Source organism: Halobacillus sp. Marseille-Q1614, from assembly GCF_902809865.1.
In the GTDB taxonomy this organism is placed as follows: domain Bacteria; phylum Bacillota; class Bacilli; order Bacillales; family Halobacillaceae; genus Halobacillus_A.
Genome location: NZ_CADDWH010000001.1, coordinates 3,290,427 through 3,313,746 on the forward strand (window position 1 = coordinate 3,290,427; position 23,320 = coordinate 3,313,746).

Genomic DNA, 23,320 nt, shown 5'->3' on the forward strand with positions numbered 1-23,320 from the left:
AGTATATTAGAATTTATTAATGATAAGGGGAATGACAGTGAATATTTTTGAGGCATTAAATGTCTTTTATAGAGAGGACACGATTTCAGATTTTCTAATGAACTGTTTTAAGAGCTCTAATGAGTTTTTAAAAAGGTTTTTAAATGAAGCGAAGATCCCAATAAAAGAGAACGCCTCTTTTCATATAGATGTACGTGTGGGACTAGGAAAAAATATTGGCACTCCTGACCTTGTCATTCGTGTGATAACAAAAGATAAGGTGGAATTCATTATAATAGAAAATAAAATGGCTGCTTCAGAAGGTAATGAACAAACCAATAGGTATGAGTCGTGTGGGGCAAGAAGTGAGATTGCTAAAAAATATAAGGTCTCCAAAGAGGAGTGTAAATTTCATTTTATCTTCTTAGCTTTAGATACAACGGTTCAACCGAAAAACTCTACCTTTAAGTTTTTAACATATCGGATATTTTTACAAGGCAATTGGCTTTTACATAATGAGACGCTTAAGCAGCTGTTTAAAGATTTTCAAACTAAACTCCATCATTTCTATGTGCCTCTGAATCATCCATGTGAAAGCCTGAATTCGATTGAATTGGATAGAAACCAGCGTAAAATAGGCTGGCAAACTATATTATTTGAAGCGTTCAAGTTTAACAAAGAGCTTATTTTAGACTGGGGAGTAACAGGAGGAGCTGGACGAAGTAACTTTTTATTTCTCATTTCGAAGCAGCATTGGAAAAGTAACAAGCCATACCAAGAAACTGGACTCGCCCAAACGTTTTATGTTCATGTAGATACTTATGTCAATTTGTTGAATCAGCATAGTAATATAAAAGAGATAGGCGTCCGGTTTGAAACCTCTCCATATGCCCCTCATCGGAAAATTAGCAAGCTGGCTGAGTACGATAAGTTTATAGAAAATAAAAATGAATTTGGCCAAAGGTTATATGAGAAAGCCAGAAAGCAAGGTCTTTCCGTAAAGCGTAAAAACTCTAAATTACTAGTTATGTCTCTTCCAATAGAAGCCTTAACGATTCGGGAAACTGTACAAGATATCAAAAGAAAATTTGTATCGATCGAACATTGTATAGATGAGGTCCTTGGTGAAATGAAGAAAGAGAGATTGATAATTTAATAGCCAATAGGCAGAAGTCACTTAAACGGAAATGCAGGTAAAATAGAGAGCGATAAAGTATGGTTCCGTCAGTTTTATTTCCAACTCCAACGTGGGGGACATGTCCGCTATCCAGTGTGATTAGGGAAGCAGTTATTTCAGCTTTTAATCGCTGAGTAAGCGGCATCCGGTATGAGAGCTTAGCGCCTGCCGCTTACTTGAAATTTTTTCAAAAGCTGTACGGAGCGGATAGCGATATCGATGAGGTATTACATAAAAGTGACCCTATACGGAGTGAGAGCAAGTCGATTAAGCAGCTGAGTTATTTATAAAGGAAGCGCCTTTCGTTCGTCAAAGCGCTCATTAGCAAAGCTTCAGGATTTGAAAACCGTTTTACGAATGTAGAAATATTTCCCGGGAAATGTCGGGACAGGTCGGAATATATCTCTTCTTCTTTCGCAGGTGATCGACCGCCGCTCAATAGCTCCTTTCACCCTTAATCTTCTTTAAATAAAAAAGGCACCCATCTCCAATTAATAGAGTTGGGTGCCTTTTAATTATAAATTAAACAGAAGCTACCGTACTTTTGGAAAGAGCTTCTTCTACAGAAGCTAATTCATATCCAAGGTCGCGGGCGACAGCGCTGTAAGTAACAGAACCGTTCGCTGTGTTTAAACCAAGCGCTAGTGCCGGGTTTTCTTCAATCGCTTTGACAACGCCTTTGTTGGCAATCTGCTGGGCGTAAGGGATCGTTACGTTTGTTAAACCGATCGTAGAAGTTCTTGGTACAGCGCCAGGCATGTTAGCCACCGCGTAATGAACGACACCATGCTTCGTATACGTTGGGTTATCGTGAGTTGTAATCTTATCGACGGTTTCGATAATACCGCCCTGATCAATCGCAACGTCTACGACAACAGATCCAGCTGACATCGACTTGATCATATCTTCGGTTACGAGCTTAGGAGCTTTAGCACCCGGGATAAGAACAGCCCCGATCACAAGGTCAGACTCTTTTACAGCTTCAGCGATATTTAACGGGTTGGACATCAGTGTCTGTATGTCACGGCCAAACTGATCATCCAGCTGGCGAAGGCGGTCTGCGCTAAGGTCAATGATGGTTACGTCAGCACCAAGTCCAACAGCGAGCTTCGCCGCGTTTGTTCCAACGACACCGCCGCCGATGATCGTTACTTTGGCACGTTTTACCCCTGGAATCCCTGAAAGCAGGATTCCTTTTCCGCCTTTAGATTTCTCAAGGAACTGCGCACCGATTTGTGAGGCCATGCGTCCGGCTACTTCACTCATCGGAGTAAGTAATGGAAGGGTACGGTTTACTTCTACTGTTTCATAGGCAATTGCCGTAACCCCGCTGTCTACAAGCGCTTTCGTAAGCGCTGGTTCTGCCGCTAAGTGTAAGTAGGTGAAGAGGATTAATCCTTCGCGGAAGTAGCCATATTCAGAGCTTAGCGGCTCTTTTACCTTCATTACCATTTCCGCCTGGCCCCATACGTCCTTAGCTTCAGGAATGATCGTTGCACCTGCTGATGAGTAATCCGCATCTTCAAAGCCGCTGCCGATTCCTGCGCCCTGCTCAATAATAATGTCATGTCCGCTCTTTGTCAGTGCTACTACACCCGCCGGCGTAATCGCTACCCTATTTTCGTTGTTCTTAATTTCCTTTGGAATACCAATAATCATGCTGTCGTCCTCCTCAAAAGGGATTTATATATTATAACCTCAGTATATATCCCTATAAGGAAAAGCACATTGTGTATAACATTAAAAAATGTAAGCGTTTGTTTGTTAAATTAAACAAACGGTCTAAGCTTACCTTTGGTTCGATAGTTTGATGTCCAAATATAGTCCAAGCTTTTGAACAGGGTCCTTAAGCTGGATGGATGTCAGCTCCTGGATTCTTTTTAGACGGTAATTGAGTGTATTGACGTGGCAGTGAAGAGACTTAGCGGCCGCATTCATATTGCCATCCTTCTCTAAGATCGCCTCAAGAGATTCCAGCAAATTCGTCCGGTTTTCCTGATCGTAAGCGGATAGCCTTTGAATCGCTGGGTTTGGAGGCATGTCCTGTACTTCGTCGTATTTTTTCAAAAGGTCAATATAACGGAAAATCCCCAGTTCATGGTAGAGGTTCACATGAGAAAGTTCTTTATAGAATGTCTTCTTTAGAGAGGCAACCTTAACGGCCTCCTCATAGCTTCTCTTAATGAACGTATAGTTTTCGTACATATATCCGCTTCCAGAATCCAGATCGGAAATCCCGAAACGTTCATTTATCTGCCGTTTGAATGTATAGATAAACTCTTTTGTTTCCTCCATCTCATTCTCCTGAGAGAATGGCGAAACAAGGAAAACGAGCCGGTTGTCATCGAGTGTCTGAATTAAGATATCCATTTTTTGAATCGTTTTTGCGGCATAAATTAATTTCTTATAAAGTTCACGATCGAGCTCAGGGAATGTAAAGACGATAATTCCTAACGCCCTATTTGTATTTATGCCTATTCTGGACAGCTGGTCGGCGATCGGCTGGTGGTCGCGAAGATCTCCCGTGAGAATCTGCCACAGCAGTTCCTGATGATTCTTTTCCTTCCTGGATCTTTGTTTCTTAAGCTGGAGAAGAAGGCTTTTCGCTTTGCCGGCGAAAAATGTTAAGTCAGCCAGGTCTTGATCACTAAGGCTTCGGCCTACTTCAAGTACCCATATATAACCGAGAACTTCCTTGTTCTGGCGAATGGAGACCGCCACACGGTTTCCAAGACCAATATCATTGATTTCAGAAATAACCTGGGGTTCATCGCTTTGGTTAAGAGTCGGGATGACTCCTTCCTTCCAAAAACGATTAATCACCTGCTCAGGCACACGACGCCCGATGATGGTTCGAACTCTCGCGGAATCCGTCTGATCGTCATGTGAGCTGTAGGCAAGCAGGTGGTGATTAGCGTCCTCGATCGTTACCGGACATTCCAGATGCTCACTGATGGCATCAACAAATTCTTCAAGGGTATCAAATGGTTCATGGAAGATTTGCTGGCGTTTATCGTTCATTTTAAAAACTCCCTCTTTTATAGAAGAAAATCTTTTTGTTTTGTTAACATTGCACAAGTGAAACGCTTTCAATTTGTGCAGATTTACATACACATAAAGTTTACCACCATGCTAGAATAGCATAGGTGAGCTAAGAAATATATTTGTGAACGCTATCATTTGGAGGGATTTTATGGACATCTTAGATATACTAGGGAAGATTAATAATGTACTATGGGGTCCGCCAAGCTTGATTTTATTATTTGGGACGGGCTTATTTTTAACCATTGTCTTAAAAGGGCTGCAGTTTAAACGGCTGCTTTATGCGTTTAAGATTGGGTTTGGTAAAGAAGATGATAAAGATGCCTCGGCTGAAGGAGATGTCAGTCACTTTAAGGCACTAATGACGGCTCTTGCGGCAACCATTGGAAACGGGAACATCGCGGGGGTAGCTACAGCGATCACACTTGGCGGTCCTGGAGCTATCTTCTGGATGTGGATTGTCGGTTTGCTCGGTATGGCTACAAAGTACGGGGAAGCGTTACTTGCTGTTAAATACCGTGTAAAAAATGCGAATGGTGAATATTCAAGTGGTCCGATGTATTATATCGAGCGAGGGCTCGGCCGGAAGTTTAAATGGTTAGCGATCGCTTTTGCCTTATTTGGAGCCTTTGCCGCTTTAGGTATCGGAAACAGTGTGCAATCCAATACCATTGCTGATGTAACAAGCACAAGCTTTGGGATGTCCAATTGGATGACTGGGTTAATCTTAATTGTTCTTGTCAGCTTCATTGTTTTTGGCGGGATTCAAAGAATTAGTGCGGTGGCCAGCTTCTTTGTGCCGATTATGGCGTTTCTTTATATTGGCGGTGCTCTTTTAATACTTATCTTAAACTATGACATGATTATTCCAGCCTTTGAATTAATCTTTCATTATGCGTTTAATCCTGTGGCAGCGGCCAGCGGTTTCCTTGGGATTGTCGTAGCGGAGGCGATTCGAAATGGTGTTGCCCGCGGGATTTTCTCAAACGAAGCCGGTCTTGGTACCGCGGCATTAATCGCAGGGAATGCGAGAGCCGACCACCCTGTTAAGCAGGCACTTGTAGCTATGACGGGTACGTTTATCGTAACGATTGTTGTATGTACGATGACAGGGTTAACACTTATTATTACGGGCTTCTGGGATCCATCAGGCGGGGACATCTCCGGTGTAGCGCATGACGCGTCGCTTGAAGGCGGGGCGCTGACAGGTGCAGCCTTTGGCTCTGCGCTTGGTATCATTGGGGAGTATATTGTTTCCCTCTCCGTTATTTTCTTCGGTTTCTCAACGATTGTCGGCTGGTATGTATATGGAGAGAAGTGCTTCGAATATATAGCGGGTCCTAAAGGAATTGCTGGTTATCGCTTCGTGTACATAGCCGCATGTGGCGTTGGGACAATTGCGAACCTGGCAACGGTATGGGCCTTTGCTGATATGGCCAATGCGTTAATGATGATTCCAAACTTAATCGCTCTTCTTCTTCTTTGGAAAGTGATTGTTTCTGAGACGAATGATTACTTTTACAACTTCTATAAAAATGCCAATGCAGCGTCTGAGAGGAAAGCAAGCTAAGGCGCTTTGATTAAGGAAATGTACGTACACCCCTCCGATTTCTTTCGAATATAGAAATGGGAGGGGTGCTTTTATACCAAAAGCGGGGCGGTGCTTCTGTAAGCTGTAAGATTCATATAAATATTTTAATTTTTGTGATTATAATGATAAACTGGGCTTAGGTTAAAATATTTGGAAGGAAGTGTAACCAGGTCTATCCTTGTTACATTTCTTTCTGTAAATATAGGGAGTTTGAAAGGGAAATGAGTAAACAACACAGTAAAACAGACGTTATTTTAATAGGTGCAGGAATTATGAGTGCAACGTTAGGGTCGCTGTTGAAAGAACTGGCGCCCGATTGGAAGGTTCGTGTGTTTGAAAGGCTCGGCAGTGCAGGTGAAGAAAGCTCAAACGTATGGAATAATGCAGGAACCGGACACGCGGCATTATGCGAGCTGAACTACACGAAAGAGCAGCCGGACGGCTCCATCGATATGACGAAAGCGATTAAAGTAAATGAACAATTTCAGGAATCCCAGCAGTTCTGGTCCTACCTTGTGAAACGTAAGATGATCGAGAACCCTCGGGAATTCATCTTGCGTCTCCCTCACTTAAGTTTTGTACGAGGGGCACAAAACGTCGAGTTCCTAAGAAAGCGTTTCAACACGATGTCTAACAATCCCTTGTTTCAGGACATGGAATTCACCGATGACCCGGAGAAGCTGAAGGAATGGATTCCACTGATCATGAACGAACGAGAAGTGAAGGAACCGATTGCGGCAACAAAAATTGACGCTGGAACGGATGTTAACTTCGGAGTTCTGACGCGTAAAATGTTTGACCATTTAGAGAGGGAAAACCTTGAGATCAACTACAAGCATAGTGTGAAGGATATTACACGGACCAGCGATGGGGCATGGGAAGTCAAAGTCCAGGATCTAAAGAACGATAAAGTCGAATATCACACGGCTAACTTCGTCTTTATCGGCGGCGGAGGCGGAAGTCTGCATCTGCTGCAAAAAACCGGTATTCCGGAATCCAAGCATATTGGAGGATTCCCGATAAGCGGCCAATTTATGGTGTGTAATAATCCGGATGTTGTTAAAGAGCATCATGCCAAAGTGTACGGGAAAGCAGAGGTTGGAGCTCCGCCAATGTCCGTGCCGCACTTAGACACACGATTAATCGACGGAAAATCGTCCCTGCTGTTTGGACCATTTGCCGGCTTCTCACCGAAGTTCTTAAAAACGGGATCCTTGCTCGATTTAATTACATCTGTTAAAAAGGATAACCTCGTGACCATGGTAGCCGCAGGCGTAAAGAACGCCTCGTTAACCAAATACCTGATTGAGCAGGTCATTCAATCCAAAGAAAAGCGCATGGAAGAGCTGCGTAAGTTCATCCCGAACGCGAAAAGCGAAGACTGGGATCTAGTTACAGCCGGCCAGCGCGTGCAGGTCATTAAGGATACGAAAGACGGCGGCAAAGGAACTCTTCAGTTCGGTACTGAAGTGGTGACGGCAGCTGACGGCTCGATCGCTGCCTTGCTAGGCGCGTCTCCAGGCGCTTCGACCGCTGTTTCCGTCATGCTTGAAGTCATGGAAAGATGCTTCCCGCAGCACATTAAAGAATGGGAACCGAAGATCAAAGAGATGATTCCTTCTTATGGCAAGAAGTTATCCGAGCATCCAGAGCTTATTCGGGAGATTCATGCTTCCACAGCTAAGGCGCTTGGTTTAAGTGAAAAGAGCAAGTCTATCGATGATTCTCAGTATAAAAAAAGTATTTAATGAAAAAGTGAAAGTGCCTGTCCTCCATTAATTTTGGGGGCAGGCATTTTTTTATAGGAACAAGGAAGTGCGCTTTTAAAGAAAAAAGCAGAAGCTTGAAGCTTCCTATCGATAATAGAACACCTGCAGCTGATCCCTTCCATCTATCGTCGCCAGCAGTACATCCTTCAAGTCCGTCTTAAATTGCGATTTAAGCTGCGAGATCACCCAGTCTTCATCCTTCTGTACAGATTTCAACTCTTCTTTTAGAAACTTTCCCTCTTTAATAATCGTTCTCGGCAGATCAAACGGTTCTGTTACCATTTGGAACGATGCGGGTGTTACAGGTTCGTATTTAGGGTCGAGAAAGACAGACAGTTTCCCGTCGGCTTCCCAGGTGGCAAGCCCAACGTTTTTTACATCTCTCACTTTCTCTTCCCGCAGTTCTTCTAAAAGCACATCTAAAGAGATCCGCGCTTTTTTCAATCCGGAGAAAAGGATTTCACCATTTCGGACAACAGGAATAGGAGCGTTCGTGACCAGTCTGCGGAACCAGCGCCATTTTAAAATCATAAAAATGCCGCATAGATAAAGGCTCACGAGCACGAGGGTGGTGATCATCGATCCTTTGAGGCCCAGTCCTTCATCGGATAAGGGGTGGGCAATGATATTTCCGATAACTAAGGCGAGGACAAAATCAAGCAGTCTTAATTGAGAAATCGCCCTCTGCCCTAGCACGCGTGCGACAATAACGAGAAAGATAAAGGCAATAACCGCTCGAAGAATCCATTCTACTGAAGAAAGGGTCTCTTGGGCTTGTAAAAAATCCATAACTCTACACGTCCTTTAATATGTAAGCTGTTCTTATTGTGTACGGATGTCTTTGTCTTAACCCTTAGCTTTATGATTTGAATATTATGGTAATCAGCTGTATAAGGTGGCGGTAGCATTAAACAAGGAACATGAATCCATAAATAGGGGGCATTCATTGATTAAGAAAAGGAACTTCCGGGATAAAAGAAGTTCCTTTACTCTTCAGAATACTGGTACTTAGCAAAAGTTCCCCAGAATTCTTTTTTATTAAACTGAGGGCTGACAGAAATAAAATAGACGATGATCGGTAAAGTGTCGAACCCGGGGTGGGCGGCAAAAAATTCTCGGTCTCCGTACCTGATCGCTTGTAAAGCCAGCGGCAGTTCACGTCGGAAGACATAATTGCGCAAGGTGACGGTATCTTTATGAAACGGGCCTTCGCCATCTACATAAATATAGACCCAGTAATTATAGCTTCTCCCCGTCTGGGCCCATTCCCCGAGCACTTCATCTCTCATCGGGTTCAGTTTATCAAAGGCGTATTTCGGTCCAATTGTTAAAAAAAGCTCTGCGGTATAATCAGAATGGGTCAGGGTGTAGCGTCTCGGCCTTATAGGTGAGGTTGGGGTCACGCCTTCTCTGAACTCAACAGACAGTTTCTGCGGATCGAAGTCGGTCATATCGTCACTTCCTTTGTTATTACCCGCACCAGACGATGATTCGATAAGGAGTGGTTTGAGCTGGAATGCTTTTCGTGCTTGGGCCGTAGATGACAATAAGGCTGCGATTGCCCGGATTCCCTGTGAAAGCCTGCCCATTTGGAAGCAGAAGCTGCGTATAAGGAGCGAGGTTCAATTTTAATTGGCTGTCCCGGCTCACCAGCTGGCTGTTGAAATCATCCACTTTTACATTTTGATAAGGGCTGTCTTTGACCATGATCAACGCCTGGTATTGTGGGGGATAAATGAGGATAACGGGTGCATTTCCATCATAGTATCCAGTCACTCTGTCTCCCGTGTGCACCATGGCATGATCGACAAAGTAAGTGGCAGGGGAGACGACAAAATGGACGACAGCCCCAGCTTCATTTTCAACAGTGACGAATTTATAACACCCTCCGCCTTCATCATTGGGTCCCATCGCAAAGTCGCTGATCATGGTGACGGTTCCGGAAAAGGATCTAAAATCAATCAAACAAGTGCCTCCTGTCCTGTATATGGTTTAATCTATGTAAAAGGAGTAAAAGGGGTGAGAGCCTATTGAATATTGAAGTTAGAAAAATAGCTGACCGTGAGCTGATCCAAACATTCATCCTTGATCATTGGCATGCGCCGTATGTGGTCAGGCTTCGGGAGAAAGTTTTAACGGACCAGTTGAAAGGGTAATCGCTTAAAGTGGACGGGGAAATAGCAGGGCTGCTGACTTACCAGGTCGTTAACGTCGAGTGTGAGATTGTCACTCAGCACACTGGAAAACGCCGGCGTTGGAACGGCGCTGATTGAAAAAGTGAAGGAGCATTGTGGTGACTGTCAGAGAGTCTGGCTGATCACAACGAATGATAACTTAAATGCATTGAAGTTCTATCAGAAAAGAGGATTTCAGTTGAGGTTTATTCATCGAAATGCAGTGGAGAAAGCGAGAGAGATTAAGCCGGAGATCCCTTAAAATCGAGACGGATGGCATTCCGCTGTGAGATGTTTCCTGAATAAGAAAAAGCCGGCCAGCGCCGGCTCTTTTTTTATTCAAATACCTTGATGTGATAAGCATCCAGCACAATCTTAGGTACGAAAAATCTTGCCGTTTTCAGCGGGTCGACCACCTGGCTGACCTCTACCTGTCCAACAGCGCTCATCAGCATCGTGATTTCTGATAGAGATAGATCTGTCTTAGGCTGCAGGTAGTCGATCATCAGCTCAACCGCCGTATCGGCAGCTTCATCCAGCGTTTTCTTGGATACGAGAACAGCTAAGCCTTCTTCATTTTGCAGGAATGGATATTCGATCGGTTGTCCTTTAATCACGTCTAATGTTGCCGTTACTTTAGCTGGGATCTCAATACCGGATACACTGATTTCACCGTCACCCATAGCGGCGTGAAGATCACCCAGCGAAAACAGAGCGCCTTTTTGATAAACAGGGAAGTACAGCGCTGCTCCGGTTGTGATCAACTTTGTATCCATATTCCCGCCGTGTGCGCCGGGAGTACCGCAGTTGATGCCTTCGCCTTCAGGGGCAACGCCAATCACGCCGATCATTGGATTTAAAGGCAGTGCGAGTTTTTCATTAAAAATCGCTTGGTCATCCTGAATAGGAATGATCTTCGCCTGGAATTCCGTCATCCGGTGGCCCATCACACCGAGCTGTGGCCCTGTGACCATGACTCCTCGTTCCCCGAGCTCGATATCATCAATATGCACTTTTAGAACATCGCCAGGCTCCGCACCTTCTACATACACAGGGCCAGTTGCCGGGTTGATACGGTTCCAGTCAATCGCATCAATCGGTGTCGTTTCTGACTTGATTTGGTTCTCAAAGCAATCGTATGTATCCACAACAATCTGCTCGCCCGATTGAACGGTGACAGCGGGCTTGTTCTCTTTGTCCATAGCATAAACGAAATGCTCCGTGCTTACTCGGATAGACATGGGATCGACTCCTTTTGTTGAATTTGGTTATATTATACAGGATTTGGCAGGAGATCAGCGACCAAAAAAGCCTGTTCTGTTTATGATGTAACCTGTGGTAGATATTACCATTCGCTTTCCGCAGGAGGCTGACGGTATTCTCTTACCACTTCGGCTGCTAAACGAAGCAGAGCTTATCTTAAAATCAGTCGGGCGATTTGCTGCGTAGCCTGATACAAGTTATGCTCTGCGTTTTCTATACATTGATCGAGCGAGCTTGGCCCGGGAACAATGGAAAAGCAGCTTGTAAAAAGCTCATTCAGCTTCTCATAATCTCCGCTGATTCCTCCTGACAGCAGGATCACAGGCTTTTGGAATTCTTGAGCCAGCTCGGCAACATAGCCTGGAGCTTTTCCATATAAAGTCTGCTCATCACTCTGGCCTTCCCCTGTCAGCACGTAGTCCGCTTCCTCGATCGAAGCACGCAGATCGATCGCTTCAGCCACGAGCTTTGCTCCAGACTCTAATTTCGCTCCCATCGTTAGAAAAGCAAAACCAAGTCCACCAGCCGCTCCGGCTCCAGGGACTTCCATTAAATCCTGGCCGAGTTCTTTTTCAATCAGCCGGCCGTATGTCTCAAGGGCTTGATCATAATGGCGTACCTGCTGCTCGGTGGCTCCTTTTTGCGGACCATACACGTGGCTTGCTCCCCGAGTCCCTGTTAACGGATTGTCGACATCACACGCAATTCGAATCGACGTCTCTTTTAGACGCGGATCGAGGGAAGAGAGGTCTACGTGCTCGATCTGAAAAAGATCTCTTCCGAAGATGCCGGCTTCCTGGCCGTTCTGATCAAAAGCTTTCATCCCAAGTGCCTGCAGCATCCCAAGTCCGCCGTCATTCGTCGAACTGCCGCCGATCGCGACCATTAAGTCACGCTGGCCGTTGTCTAAGGCGTGCCGGATCGCTTCTCCAAGTCCGTACGTCGTGGTAAGATCAGGATTCTGCTTATCCTTCGGCACAAGCGGCAGACCGGCAATGTTTGCTCCTTCAATTACCGCACGCTCATCATCAAGCCGGATATACCAGCTTTCTGAATCTTCCCCGAGCGGTCCCCTGCAGGAGAAGGAAACTTTCTCGTGGTTTGTCGCTTTTGACAGGGCTTCAAGTGTTCCTTCACCGCCGTCTGCCATCGGTTTAGAAATTGTAGTGATTTCTTTGTTTACCGATTGAAAAGCATGAGCCATCGTTTGGGTGACTTCAATAGAAGAGAGGCTCCCTTTAAATGAATCTGGTGCAAATACAACTTTCATCAACGATCCCTCCCATAAATACTTACTTATCATTCAAAAGCAAATCCAGCCAGAGAACAATTGATAAAAGCACCAAAAATGCAAGCGTATTCTTGTGCATTTGCACAAGTCGGATATGATTTTTAGCCAGGCGTTTTTTCGACGCTGTTTCTTATCTGTAAGTTTGTGGTATAATTAGTTTAGAAATAATATATATTAAAAAAGACCGCAGATGCTGGTAACATCTACGGTCGTGTAATAGAATGGTTCCCTCCAAGGGGGATCGACATGAGATGGACAATAATCCACCTGAGCCGGTTAACTCAAGGGTGGATTATTTTTTATGGTTAAAAGACAGTATGCTGATGATCAGTGTTGCGAACGCAACAGCGAACATAAGTGCTTCAAATACTGTCATTGGCACTACCCCCTTTCTTGTGGGGATGAATGCCGACCACCCTTGAGTTCCCTATTCTATTACATGGGGCTATTATAACATGGAATAATTTTCTTCTGCCGTCTAATCTTCTAAAATTTTCCTCAAAATTTCTTCTTATTTTTTAGTGACAAAGTTCCCTTCTCGCAGACTTAGGATTGGGTTGTTTGACAAAAGAACAATTAGACAAAGCCATCGGTCATAGACTTTCAAATGAGAAAGTGTTATGCACCGATGCTTGGCGTGCCTTTAAAACCTATGCATTTGATAATGGTATGGCTGTCTATCCATTCGAATGTGACGGAAAAATTCGCACCAAGGGTCTTTATCACATCGTAGGTCCTTTTGCACCATTCATATATAGTATAACCGACACAAAGTAAATTAATTTAAGAAAGGTGTTCAACATTATAGTTACATAAAATGTTTGATTCATAGTTACAATGGAGGGACTTGTTGTGATCATTTATAAAATGAGAGGCTTCCGAACCTGAAAAAAGTTATAAAATAAGGAATGACTAACCTATTAGAAAATTAGAGTTGAAAATCGTCATAAAATTAAAAAAAGCTTTTCAAAGATTATCACATATGTTACTTTATCAAATAGTTAAGTTAATTAAATTAATTTACAAAATAATTTGTAAGCGAATTCAAGTTTTTGTAAGCGCGACAAAACGAAAGGATAAATGAAGTTGGTTTAGAAATTGTGTGATTCGATAGGAACAATCAAATGTATTTAGGCAGCGTTGAATTCGTTTATTAGGAAAACCCGAGCTTGTGTACATAAAAGAAAGCTTACATCTCATTAATAAGGAGTGAAAAAATATGAATCTTTTTGCAATCGTGTCTTTTTTATTTTTCACCGGTTTAGTTGCTCTAATTTCCTATTATATTACGAGAAAAGAAGATTTAAATTCGCAGGATGGTTATTTTTTAGGGGGTAGAAGCTTAGGTGCATGGACTATTGCAGGTTCTTTAATGTTAACCAACTTGTCAACGGAACAATTAATTGGGTTAAACGCCCAAGGATATTCGGACACCATTGCTGTCATGGGGTGGGAAGTAGGTTCTGCTATTGCGTTAGTAATTGTTGCGTTTTTCCTTTTACCAAGATACTTAAAAGGCGGAATCACAACCATTCCTGACTTTCTGGAAGACCGTTATGATTTTGGCACAAAGCAAATTGTAACCATTTTATTTTTATTTGGATATGTATTTAATCTGTTACCGCCTATTTTATATTCTGGAGCAGTTGCCATTAATGGATTATTCAACATTCCAGAAGCTCTTGGCATAGGCAGAATGCCAGCTTTATATCTTACTGTATTAGCTATAGGTATTGTTGGTTCTATTTACGCAATTTTTGGTGGTTTGAAAGCGGTTGCCGTTTCAGATTCGATTAATGGTATTGGGCTTTTAATTGGCGGCTTAATGATTCCGCTTATTGGGTTATTCGTTCTTGGTGATGGGTCGATTAATGCTGGCTTCTCCACTATCCTCCAAGATTCACCTGAGAAGATGAATTCCATTGGGGATTCAAAGAGCCCCGTACCATTTAGCACAATGTTTACAGGGATGCTGCTCGTTAACCTGTTTTATTGGGGTACTGCTCAACATATTATGCAACGTGCCATTTCAGCTAAAAGTTTGAAAGAAGGGCAAAAAGGAGTTTTGATTGCGGCCTTCTTAAAATTGCTGGGTCCGGTTTTTCTAATTTTACCTGGGATTATCGCTTTCAATATGTTTGGTCCTGATCTAGAACCAACAGATGCTTATCCAAGACTTGTTCATGAGATATTGCCAACACCTTTAGTAGGCTTTTTTGCAGCTGTATTATTTGGTGCTATCCTTTCTTCTTTTAACTCAGCATTAAACTCATCAGTTACATTAATTGCTTTAAATATATACAAGCCATATATAAATCCAAATGCAACAGATAAAGAAGTTGTTCGTAAAGGTAAATATTTTGGTACGGCCATTGCTTTATTCGCTATCTGTATTGCTCCATTAATCGATTTGGTACCCCAAGGGTTTTTCCAATACCTGCAGATGGTCAATGGATTTTATAACGTGCCTATCTTAACGATTATGATTGTGGGTTATCTAACAAAACGAGTGCCAGCCATTGCAGCGAAAGTATCACTGTTTGTATTTATCTCTACTTACGCAACAACTCAATTAGTATGGGATACTGGGTTACATTTCCTTCACATCTTGGGTATTTTATTCGTTATATGCTCAACTCTTATGTTAATCATAGGAAAACTTTATCCAAGAAATGAAGATTTTTATCTGGAAGAAAAATCAAAAGTAGATATGCAGCCATGGAAGCTGGTATATCCGGTTGGAATTGCAGCTACCGTAGCAATGGTTATTATCTATACACTACTCTCACCAGTAGGGATTTTATAAAAGACTGGCAGACAGTTGGACATTACTATAAAAGCAGGGGGTTTATAAATGAGCTATTTTGGAGTGGATTATTATCCAGAGCACTGGTCTTCCAGTCAAATGGAAGAAGATCTTAGCGGTATTAAAAATCTAGGAGCGAACATGATTCGTATTGGGGAGTTCGCTTGGCATCTAATGGAGCCTAAAGAAGGAGAATTTGATTTCTCATTTTTCGATAACGTGATTGAACGGGCTAAAGCTTATAATCTTAATGTTATGTTTGGGACACCTACAGCAATTTTTCCCGCCTGGCTGGCTAAAAAATATCCGTCTATTCTATCAGAAGATGAGTGTGGGACAGTAAGAGAGTTTGGAGGAAGACGTCAATATTGCTTCAATTCAGATGTGTATCGTCAATACAGTGCTCGTATTACTCGTGAGTTAGTTAAGCATTATGCAAATGAAAAAGCGATTGTCGTATGGCAAATCGATAATGAGTTTGGGCATGAAGGGAGTGACGAATGTTACTGCGGGCCATGCAGAGAAGCATTCCAAACATTCTTAAGGGGAAAATATAACGATATTCAAGAACTCAATGAACGATGGGGGACTATTTTCTGGGGGCAATGCTACAACGACTTTAACGAAATCCCTGCTCCAACCCCCACGATTACCACGCATAACCCTAGTTTGAAGTTAGATTGGGCGCGTTTTCGTTCGTATTCTCTTAACAGTTTTGCTCATGAGATGACGGAAATAGTTCGTGAAGAAAAAGGTACTCATCAAGAAATAACAACAAATACAACTGGCGATTTTTTTAATAAGTGGTTTGATCATGAGGAGAATTTAAAGCCAATGGACTTTGTTTCCTATGACAACTATCCTGTGTGGGGAGGGTTAGAGCAGCCTATTCCTCCAGCAGAAATAGCGATGTCCCTTGATTTTAACAGGGGATTAAAAGATCAAAATTTCTGGATTGTAGAGGAATTAATTGGAGCTCAAGGTCATGATGTTATTGGCTATCTTCCCCGTCCAAATCAAGCAAAACTATGGTCCTATCAGGCATTTGCTCATGGCTGTTCTAATATGCTTTATTTTCGCTGGCGTGGGATGACGAGAGGTGCGGAGCAATTCTGCTATGGTGTGGTAGACCATGACAACCAATATGGCCGTAAGTATCGTGAAGCACAAGAAGTTTTTCAAACGATGAGTAATTACGAGCACCTATTAGAAGCTCCAATTGAAGCGGATGTTGCCGTACTATACGATTACGATAATATCTGGGCTTGGCGTTCCCAAATCCAAAGTAAAGATTTTGATTTTAAACAGGAGTTAATGCGTCTCTATCACCCTTTCTATGATTTAAATACCAAACTTGATGTAATACCTGCGGATCGCGATTTTTCAAATTATAAAGTGTTATTAGTTCCAGCAATGCAAGTGTTAGATGAAGCTTTAGCAAACCGTTTAAAAGAATTTGCGAAAGCAGGTGGAACGGTAATCTTCTCATTCCGAGCGGGCTTAAAGGATAAGGATAATACCATTTATTTCGGTCAACCTTTACCGGGCCCAGTTGCAGATTTGGCGGGAATACGGGTGGAAGAAATAGAATCGTTAACGGCAGAACATCGTCTCTCTGTAAAAGGGGAACACGATCTTTCCGAAGAAGAAAGCCATATGGCTATATGGCGAGACCTTATAGTTCCAGAGGGTGCTGAAGTACTCTATCGATATAGTGACTTCTTCTATAAAGAATATGCTGCAGCTACAAGAAATTCATATGGACACGGAGAAGCTGTCTATATTGGAGGAGGGCTTGAAATAGAAGGACTTCGAAAACTTGTCAAGCATATTGTGACCAAGCATAATATAGCGTTTGAAGATTCCCCGCGAGGCGTAGAAGTATATAGTAGAAAAGTGAATGGAGAAGAATATCAATTTATTATGAACCATACAGATCAAGCAGTTTCCTATAAGGATAGGGTGCTTTCCCCATATGAAACTCTTTTAGCAAAAGTTAAGGAATGATGCAGAAGTCCTTCTAATAATATCAAAAAAAGGTTAATTTCATAGCTTAGGAAGGGTACCCTTACCTGTTTTTTTCTTCTATACCTGTTTCTATACTTCACATTTATTGCAAACGGTAGACATTATGAGTGGCCTTGAAGCAGAGAGGAATATGCTTCAAGGCTATTTTAATGATATTAGGTTTCTTGTATAAAAAAGCCAAGGTTTAAATCACTATATTATATTCAGAAACATTTGGTTAATCCGTTTGCAAACAAAGAACCTTCTATAGGGTCCGATGCTTATTATTTGGGAAGAGGGAACAAACTTATTCTTTAGTATTTAAATGAATGGGGAGATATTTTGATACTGAGTGTTCAATTAAAGGGCAATTATTTAATATAGAGATAGCTTTCCACTTACAGGCGGGTTGTGAAAGATTTAAACTCGAGGTAATGCTCACTAATTTAATGTTAAATGATGAAGATAGGAGACAAAAAATGAAAACTGAAAAAGAAAAGATGCTAAGCGGAGATTTATATCATCCAAGCGATAGAGAATTGGCGAAAGACAGAACAAAAACGAGGTTTCTCGTGCGCTCCTTCAATGAGATAAGTGAAGCTGAGGAAGAAGAACGTATTTCTTTATTAAAAGAGTTGTTTGGTTCAACAGGAGAACGGATATACGTAGAATCAACATTTCGTTGTGATTATGGATATAACATTCATGTTGGGGAGAATTTTTATGCTAACTTTGACTGTACAATTTTAGATGGAGGACGAGTAACCATAGGAAAAAATTGCATGTTAGCCCCAGGTGTACATATTTATACGAATACTCACCCAGTAAGTGCCGAAGAACGAATAACTGAAATTGAATATACAAAACCGGTGACTATTGGTGATAACGTATGGATTGGAGGAAAAGCAGTCATTAACCCAGGAGTGTCGGTCGGAAACAATTCTGTAATAGCATCTGGAGCTGTTTTAGTTAAAGATGTGCCGGATAATGTGGTAGTCGGAGGAAATCCAGCGAAAATAATCAAAAAGCTAGTTTAATTCAGGCTAAACGTCTGATATGAAAATGGAATTCAATAAATTAGATAACCAAAATAATTTTGTAAGATTTGAATAGGAATATCTTCGCAAATTCCAGTAATAGAAGGAGTATAGGTTTCATTTAAGAGTATCTTATTTTAAACATGAGTCTTCATAAAAAGGGGGACTATAGTTGAATAAGCCAATATATCTCAAAATGACTTCCAATTTTATGGAAGTCATTTTTTGGGCTAATATCAACACTAAACTTTAACAGAGCTATTTTTTAAAAAAGTAACTCGTGATTCGGCAGGTCCGTTATCCTCATAACGGTTCAGTCAAGGCTATGAATCATCATCCATTACGTTCTCCATATTTTCTTTAAACTCTCGCATTTTTTCATCAGGCTGTAAGTTCAATTCCTTCTCTCTCCCTTTAAAGGAACGCTTTGTATCTGTTGTTACACCCATCTGTGAGCCTTTGGAATCGTTTATGACACCTTCTCTTTTTCCGTCTGGATGAGGTGAAACTTGAGAATGAGTATTTTGTGAGTCGTTCGGCATAAAAATCTTCCTCCTTTGTATATAAGTTGGTTGCCCGGAGTGGAAATTATTCACCTTGCAGCTGAATTAAGGCTAAGCAAGTCTCCGCTGAGGACAAGCCAGAAAAAATTTTTTCTTTCGCATGATTGAGCTGGAAATACTCTTCCTGCAGCATCATATCTTCCTTAAATTAGGAACAATACCCAGGCCTCGTTCATAGTTTGTTGGAGAAAGTGTTGTGCTGAGGGTCGATAAGGACAGTGAATTAGACACTCATAAAGCTGACTTACAATGGAGGTTACCAAGGTGAATGAATTTCAAAATCAACTTCAAAATTTAGATGTCGGAGAATTTCACGCTCAACAATTAGTTCCGAGTGAGCAGGCAAACCCTTATGAAAATAACGCTCGCTTGTGTATTGGAATAGGGTTTGGCGGTTGTTTTGGATGCTTTAGCTGTTTCGGTTGTGCGGGATGTGGGGGCTGTGGCGGCTGCGGGGGCTGTGCGCGTTGTGCACGTTGTGCGGGCTGTGGCGGTTGTGCGCGCTGCGCAGGATGCGGCGGCTGTGGACGTTGCGGCGGACGCTGCGGTGGACGCTAAAGCGTCCGGCCGTCCTGGGTTAGGCAGGCAGATCTTCTTTCTTTTCCTCTGTTGGAATTTCCGGCAGGGGTTCTTCTTTGGTGTCCAGACATATAGGACGAAGTGAAATACATAGAATCGGAGTAGGAAGTCAGCTCAGTTGGTAAGGAGGAGTGACATGGCAAATGTTAGACCTTCTATGCGTTTGAAGGTAAAGAGGGGTACTTTTTTCATGCCGGAATCAAATGGAAGTGTTTATTTTAGGAACAATTCAGGTTCCTTTCGTATGGAAGGAAGTACGATTCATCAATGGGTGGAAAAGCTTATCCCAATGCTCAACGGAGAGTATTCGCTGGCAAGCTTGACGGAGGGATTACCCCCGCTTTACCGTGACCGGGTTTATGAAATTACCGATGCCTTATATACGAACGGATTCCTTCGAGATGTAAGTAAAGATCGTCCCCACGTTTTAAAAGAGCATATTGTGAAAAAATTCTCTTCCCAAATTGAGTTTTTAGAGAGTTTTGGAGATTCTGCTGCGTACCGTTTCCAACAATACCGTGAGCAAAAGATACTAGCCATTGGTGAAGGAACGATGATCATTGGGCTGGTTTCAGCTCTGCTTCAATCTGGTATGGCCAGCTTCCATACTTTCATTACAGATCGGGAGAAAACGAGCTGTCGGAGGTTGTTAGAATTAGAGGCATCGGCCAAAAAGGCGGATCCTGATGTATCGATTGAAGTGTTATTCAAAGACGAGAAAGAGCTCATTTCCTGGGAAGATCAAGTCGAAGCCTTTGACGCTGTTGTCTATGTATCACAAGAAGGCAGGATCGAGGAACTGGGAAGCATCCTTCATGCCTGCCAGGTAAAAAATAAATTATTTATACCGTCTATATGTCATGGCGGGTTCGGAATCGCGGGGCCATTTGTAAGTATTGATTCCAGCAGCTGCTGGGAATCCGCATGGCGGAGCCTCCCCCAAGATGTACTGGAAGACTCTCAGCCCTCTTCATCGCCGGCGGAGGCGATGCTTACAAATGTCATCGTATTTGAATTGTTTAAAAAGCTGGCGGGGGTGAAAGAAGCCCATCACACCAGCCACATGTACCTGCTTAACATGGAAACCCTGGAAGGCAGATGGCATCCTTTTAAGCCTCATCCTCTCGTAACAGGGAAGATATCAGCAGTAAGAGTGGATGACGCCCTGCATGAGATAAGTAAGAATGAAGGTAAAAGAGATGGTAAGGAATTGCTTTACTACTTTAGTGAGCTAACCGCAAGCCCGCTTGGCATCTTTTACCGATGGGATGAAGACGACCTTAACCAACTGCCTCTATCTCAATGTAAAATTCAAGTGGTGGACGTAAAAGCAGAAGGCCCATCCGCACTAACCACAAGCCTTGTGACTGGTGCTATGTCTCACGAGGAAGCGAGACGAGAAGCGGGATTGACTGGTATTGAGCAATATGTGAAGCCTTTAACGAATGAAATCTTAGCATCACTCTCATCCCAAATGGATGGAAGGCAGGACCTGCCAGCCACTCTCCATCTGGGAGCTGGGGAAACAGTTATGGAAGCCGTCAGCCGGGCTGTGCAGAAAACGATAGAAAACGAATGGAAGAAGCAAGCTCAACACGGAACAGAAAACGTATCGAAGATCATGTTAAATAAAGTGAACGATAAGCTTTGTCGCTATTATTGGCAGGCTTTAACTACGATGAAGAAAATTCCTGAGCTGGCCTTAGGAGAAGATGCCTTTGGTTTTCCTGTGGTGTGGTTTAAAACGGAGGAAAATCATTGGCGGGGATGTGTCGGATTTAATCAGGCGATGGCTTTGCGTGAGGCGTTACTTCTTGTTCTTATGCATGAACAAACTAAAAACACTTCGATACTCCATCAAGCCGCCTCTTCTTCAAGACTTTCATTTGCAGAAAAGCCTGTGGAATTCATTGATATTCCTGCCTATGAATCAAAAGACAAGAGTGAGGTCATTCGTTCTGTGATTAAGCGACTGGAAGAAAATAACAAGGAGCTCTCCTTTGTTAAAGTGCTGCTGGACTCTTTTGAAAGTGATGGAGTTATAAACATTTATGGAGTGTTGGTGGGAGAGGGGGAGAAGAAGTGAGTTCTTTAATTACGGCAGTAGGAAAAGGCTTGTTACTGGAACTTGTAGTTAAGGAACTGACTTCTCACTATGAGCTGACCCGGCTTTCTGATTTAGAGGAGCCATTGCCTAAAGGGACGAAATTGCTCCTCGTTTTAGGTGATTCTTGGGATCCATCGATACACCAAAAAGCTGAAGAGGCCGCCTTTGAGTGTGGCATCGATTGGCTGCGGGGTTTTGTGGCGTTTGGTGAAGGGCTGATTGGGCCATTGGTCCGCTCCGGGAGTGAAGGGTGTTCTCAATGTGCAGATGCGAGAAGGATGATGGCTGCGAGCGATCGTCAGGATCTATGGAAGATCCAGCAGGTGTTAACCGAGGATCAGGAGATCAAAGAGGATGAATGGGTTTCTCAAACCGGCCTGCTGCATATAGCTCACCTTATATTAAATGAAGTCCATCGTGTGATGAACGGAAAGCCGGCTCAATTAGAAGGGCATATGAGTTTGGTCAACATGAGGACGCTGGAGAGCTCCAGGCACTTCATTCTGCCGGAGTCCATGTGTTCTGTGTGCAGCCCTTTCGTAGAAGATGCCCCTTCTCGTGCCGTGATATCGCTTGAGCCAAGTATGAAGATCAGTGAAGATAGTTATCGATGCCGATCGATGAAGGAGCTGGGCACCTTCCTTTCAAAGGATTACCTCGATCCGCGCACCGGTCTTTTAAATAATAAAATGATCGATTTTGAAACGCCGTTTGCCGATGTGATTGTCAACCTTCCTTTAATGAACGGGAATGAAGGGTCGGCCGGCCGGACAGATTCCTATGCCATCAGTGAAATGACAGCCATTTTAGAAGGGCTGGAACGGTCTTGCGGTATTGCTCCTAAGGGAAAACGAACGGTTGTATATGACAGCTACCGCAACCTCGATTCGGCCCTTCATCCTCTTGAGGCAGGGGTTCACGCAAACGAACAATATGCGAAAGAGGGTTTCCCTTTCACCGCCTTTGACCCGGATAAAAAAATGAATTGGGTGTGGGGGTATTCGCTATTAAATAAAGCTCCCATCTTAGTTCCGGAACTGCTGGCTTATTATAGCATGGGGTGCGGGGATGGGATTGTGTTTGAAACCTCGAATGGTTGTGCGATAGGAGGAAGCAGGGAAGAAGCGATTTTCCACGGGATTATGGAAGTGCTCGAACGTGATTCATTTCTGATGTCCTGGTATGCCCAGCTCCCTCTTCGTCGTATTGACCCTTACTCTTCCAATGACATAGAGCTGCATTTGCTGATCGACCGTATGCTGGAGGCAGGCGGTTATAATCTTTATCTATACAACGCAACCATGGAACACGGCATTCCGTGCATAATGACCATCATAAAGAACCGGACATCTGATCCTGATGCCCTGAACCTTATCTGCGCTGCCGGAGCTCATCTCGACCCGGTAAGAGCAGTGAAAAGTGCCATATTTGAGAGTATCGGAATGATCGCGCCTTTGAATAAAGAGTTTAAAAAGAACAAAGAGAAGTACTTAAAAATGCTCCATGATTCATCTCTTGTGAAAAAAATGGATGATCACGGGATGGTATACGGGCTTCCTGAAGCTGAAGAGCGCCTTCAATTTTTATTCAATCAAAATCATCCGATGCAGACATTTGCTGATGCCTTTCCTTGTAAACGAAGTCATCCTGATCTCACCGAAGATTTGAATCATGTGCTGGAGGTGTTCCGCCAATTAAAGCGGGACGTCATTGTGGTTGACCAAACGACTTCCGAAATTAGACGAAATGGACTGCATTGCGTAAAGGTGCTGATTCCAGGAATGCTTCCGATGACATTTGGCCATCACCTGAGGCGCGTGACAGGCTTAGACAGGGTTTTAAAAGTTCCAAAAGAACTCGGTTATGTCAATCGGATCCTAACGCTAGACGACCTCAATCCCTATCCGCATCCATTTCCTTAATTTCGAAAGGGAG

20 protein-coding genes and 1 pseudogene are annotated in these 23,320 nt (G+C 43.0%); 13 read left to right on the forward strand and 8 right to left on the reverse strand.

What is annotated here, in order from left to right; genetic code table 11:
* Positions 1–37 precede the first annotated feature (37 nt).
* On the forward strand, positions 38–1,135 hold the full coding sequence (locus HUS26_RS16595) for a PD-(D/E)XK nuclease family protein (protein WP_173918154.1): 1,098 nt from the start codon (positions 38–40) through the stop codon (positions 1,133–1,135).
* 543 nt (positions 1,136–1,678) lie between these two features.
* On the opposite strand, the gene ald is transcribed toward HUS26_RS16595, so the two are convergent.
* Positions 1,679–2,815, reverse strand: coding sequence for an alanine dehydrogenase (gene ald / locus HUS26_RS16600; protein WP_173918155.1), 1,137 nt, complete (start codon positions 2,813–2,815; stop codon positions 1,679–1,681).
* 129 nt (positions 2,816–2,944) lie between these two features.
* Positions 2,945–4,177, reverse strand: a complete 1,233-nt coding sequence (locus HUS26_RS16605) for a CdaR family transcriptional regulator (RefSeq protein ID WP_173918156.1) — start codon at positions 4,175–4,177, stop codon at positions 2,945–2,947.
* Positions 4,178–4,349: 172 nt separating this feature from the next.
* On the opposite strand from HUS26_RS16605, the gene HUS26_RS16610 reads away from it, so the two are divergent.
* Positions 4,350–5,768, forward strand: a complete 1,419-nt coding sequence (locus HUS26_RS16610; protein ID WP_173918157.1) for a sodium:alanine symporter family protein — start codon at positions 4,350–4,352, stop codon at positions 5,766–5,768.
* A gap of 206 nt (positions 5,769–5,974) precedes the next feature.
* Entirely contained in the window at positions 5,975–7,537 is a 1,563-nt protein-coding gene (locus HUS26_RS16615; RefSeq protein WP_256371081.1) for a malate:quinone oxidoreductase, read from the forward strand.
* 105 nt (positions 7,538–7,642) lie between these two features.
* Here HUS26_RS16615 and HUS26_RS16620 read toward each other — a convergent pair whose 3' ends face one another.
* From HUS26_RS16620 to HUS26_RS16630, 3 genes are all read right to left on the reverse strand, one after another.
* A complete protein-coding gene (locus HUS26_RS16620) occupies positions 7,643–8,347 on the reverse strand; it encodes a DUF421 domain-containing protein (protein WP_173918159.1) in 705 nt (234 codons plus the stop codon).
* A 197-nt stretch (positions 8,348–8,544) separates the two neighbouring features.
* Entirely contained in the window at positions 8,545–9,009 is a 465-nt protein-coding gene (locus HUS26_RS16625; protein ID WP_173918160.1) for a staygreen family protein, read from the reverse strand.
* Between the two features lie 19 nt (positions 9,010–9,028).
* Entirely contained in the window at positions 9,029–9,523 is a 495-nt protein-coding gene (locus tag HUS26_RS16630; protein WP_173918161.1) for a hypothetical protein, read from the reverse strand.
* Between the two features lie 65 nt (positions 9,524–9,588).
* Between HUS26_RS16630 and HUS26_RS20155 the strand changes: the two genes are divergently transcribed.
* On the forward strand, positions 9,589–9,714 hold the full coding sequence (locus tag HUS26_RS20155) for a hypothetical protein (protein WP_256371071.1): 126 nt from the start codon (positions 9,589–9,591) through the stop codon (positions 9,712–9,714).
* 67 nt (positions 9,715–9,781) lie between these two features.
* The gene (locus HUS26_RS16635; RefSeq protein ID WP_173918162.1) at positions 9,782–9,994 is read left to right on the forward strand and encodes an N-acetyltransferase; all 213 of its coding nucleotides are present in this window, start codon (positions 9,782–9,784) and stop codon (positions 9,992–9,994) included.
* Between the two features lie 73 nt (positions 9,995–10,067).
* On the opposite strand, the gene HUS26_RS16640 is transcribed toward HUS26_RS16635, so the two are convergent.
* Both HUS26_RS16640 and HUS26_RS16645 read right to left on the reverse strand, forming a co-directional pair.
* Complete coding sequence (locus HUS26_RS16640) at positions 10,068–10,973, reverse strand: acetamidase/formamidase family protein (protein ID WP_173918163.1); 906 nt, start codon at positions 10,971–10,973, stop codon at positions 10,068–10,070.
* 173 nt (positions 10,974–11,146) lie between these two features.
* A complete protein-coding gene (locus HUS26_RS16645; protein WP_173918164.1) occupies positions 11,147–12,265 on the reverse strand; it encodes a glycerate kinase in 1,119 nt (372 codons plus the stop codon).
* Positions 12,266–12,537: 272 nt separating this feature from the next.
* On the opposite strand from HUS26_RS16645, the gene HUS26_RS16650 reads away from it, so the two are divergent.
* The 5 genes and pseudogenes from HUS26_RS16650 (at position 12,538) to HUS26_RS16670 (ending at position 18,136) form a co-directional block, all read left to right on the forward strand.
* Entirely contained in the window at positions 12,538–12,708 is a 171-nt protein-coding gene (locus HUS26_RS16650; protein ID WP_173918165.1) for a hypothetical protein, read from the forward strand.
* A gap of 124 nt (positions 12,709–12,832) precedes the next feature.
* Positions 12,833–13,015: pseudogene (locus tag HUS26_RS16655) on the forward strand (IS1595 family transposase); the annotation flags it as partial.
* Between the two features lie 490 nt (positions 13,016–13,505).
* Positions 13,506–15,092: a solute:sodium symporter family transporter gene (locus HUS26_RS16660; RefSeq protein ID WP_173918166.1), complete on the forward strand. Its 1,587-nt coding sequence runs from the start codon at positions 13,506–13,508 to the stop codon at positions 15,090–15,092.
* A 48-nt stretch (positions 15,093–15,140) separates the two neighbouring features.
* Entirely contained in the window at positions 15,141–17,099 is a 1,959-nt protein-coding gene (locus HUS26_RS16665) for a beta-galactosidase (RefSeq protein ID WP_173918167.1), read from the forward strand.
* A 479-nt stretch (positions 17,100–17,578) separates the two neighbouring features.
* Complete coding sequence (locus tag HUS26_RS16670) at positions 17,579–18,136, forward strand: sugar O-acetyltransferase (protein ID WP_173918168.1); 558 nt, start codon at positions 17,579–17,581, stop codon at positions 18,134–18,136.
* Positions 18,137–18,459: 323 nt separating this feature from the next.
* Here HUS26_RS16670 and HUS26_RS16675 read toward each other — a convergent pair whose 3' ends face one another.
* Entirely contained in the window at positions 18,460–18,678 is a 219-nt protein-coding gene (locus HUS26_RS16675; RefSeq protein ID WP_173918169.1) for a hypothetical protein, read from the reverse strand.
* Between the two features lie 490 nt (positions 18,679–19,168).
* Here HUS26_RS16675 and HUS26_RS16680 point away from each other — a divergent pair, with 490 nt between their 5' ends.
* The 3 genes from HUS26_RS16680 to HUS26_RS16690 are packed head-to-tail and all read left to right on the forward strand — an operon-like array spanning position 19,169 to position 23,307.
* Positions 19,169–19,363 (forward strand): hypothetical protein, encoded by a 195-nt coding sequence (locus HUS26_RS16680; protein ID WP_173918170.1) that lies wholly within the window; start codon positions 19,169–19,171, stop codon positions 19,361–19,363.
* A 51-nt stretch (positions 19,364–19,414) separates the two neighbouring features.
* Positions 19,415–21,364 carry a putative thiazole-containing bacteriocin maturation protein gene (locus HUS26_RS16685; protein WP_173918171.1) on the forward strand — a complete coding sequence of 650 codons (1,950 nt, stop codon included), beginning with the start codon at positions 19,415–19,417 and terminating at the stop codon, positions 21,362–21,364.
* Positions 21,361–23,307, forward strand: a complete 1,947-nt coding sequence (locus HUS26_RS16690; protein WP_173918172.1) for a TOMM precursor leader peptide-binding protein — start codon at positions 21,361–21,363, stop codon at positions 23,305–23,307. Before HUS26_RS16685 ends, HUS26_RS16690 begins: the two co-directional genes overlap by 4 nt.
* The last annotated feature ends 13 nt before the right edge of the window (positions 23,308–23,320 follow it).

Coding starts and splice junctions, on each gene's coding strand:
- ald (WP_173918155.1), bottom strand. CDS start 2,815: ATGATTATTGGTATTCCAAAGGAAATTAAGAACAACGAAAATAGGGTA.
- HUS26_RS16605 (WP_173918156.1), bottom strand. CDS start 4,177: ATGAACGATAAACGCCAGCAAATCTTCCATGAACCATTTGATACCCTT.
- HUS26_RS16610 (WP_173918157.1), top strand. CDS start 4,350: ATGGACATCTTAGATATACTAGGGAAGATTAATAATGTACTATGGGGT.
- HUS26_RS16620 (WP_173918159.1), bottom strand. CDS start 8,347: ATGGATTTTTTACAAGCCCAAGAGACCCTTTCTTCAGTAGAATGGATT.
- HUS26_RS16625 (WP_173918160.1), bottom strand. CDS start 9,009: ATGACCGACTTCGATCCGCAGAAACTGTCTGTTGAGTTCAGAGAAGGC.
- HUS26_RS16640 (WP_173918163.1), bottom strand. CDS start 10,973: ATGTCTATCCGAGTAAGCACGGAGCATTTCGTTTATGCTATGGACAAA.
- HUS26_RS16645 (WP_173918164.1), bottom strand. CDS start 12,265: ATGAAAGTTGTATTTGCACCAGATTCATTTAAAGGGAGCCTCTCTTCT.
- HUS26_RS16650 (WP_173918165.1), top strand. CDS start 12,538: ATGGACAATAATCCACCTGAGCCGGTTAACTCAAGGGTGGATTATTTT.
- HUS26_RS16660 (WP_173918166.1), top strand. CDS start 13,506: ATGAATCTTTTTGCAATCGTGTCTTTTTTATTTTTCACCGGTTTAGTT.
- HUS26_RS16665 (WP_173918167.1), top strand. CDS start 15,141: ATGAGCTATTTTGGAGTGGATTATTATCCAGAGCACTGGTCTTCCAGT.
- HUS26_RS16670 (WP_173918168.1), top strand. CDS start 17,579: ATGAAAACTGAAAAAGAAAAGATGCTAAGCGGAGATTTATATCATCCA.
- HUS26_RS16675 (WP_173918169.1), bottom strand. CDS start 18,678: ATGCCGAACGACTCACAAAATACTCATTCTCAAGTTTCACCTCATCCA.
- HUS26_RS16685 (WP_173918171.1), top strand. CDS start 19,415: ATGGCAAATGTTAGACCTTCTATGCGTTTGAAGGTAAAGAGGGGTACT.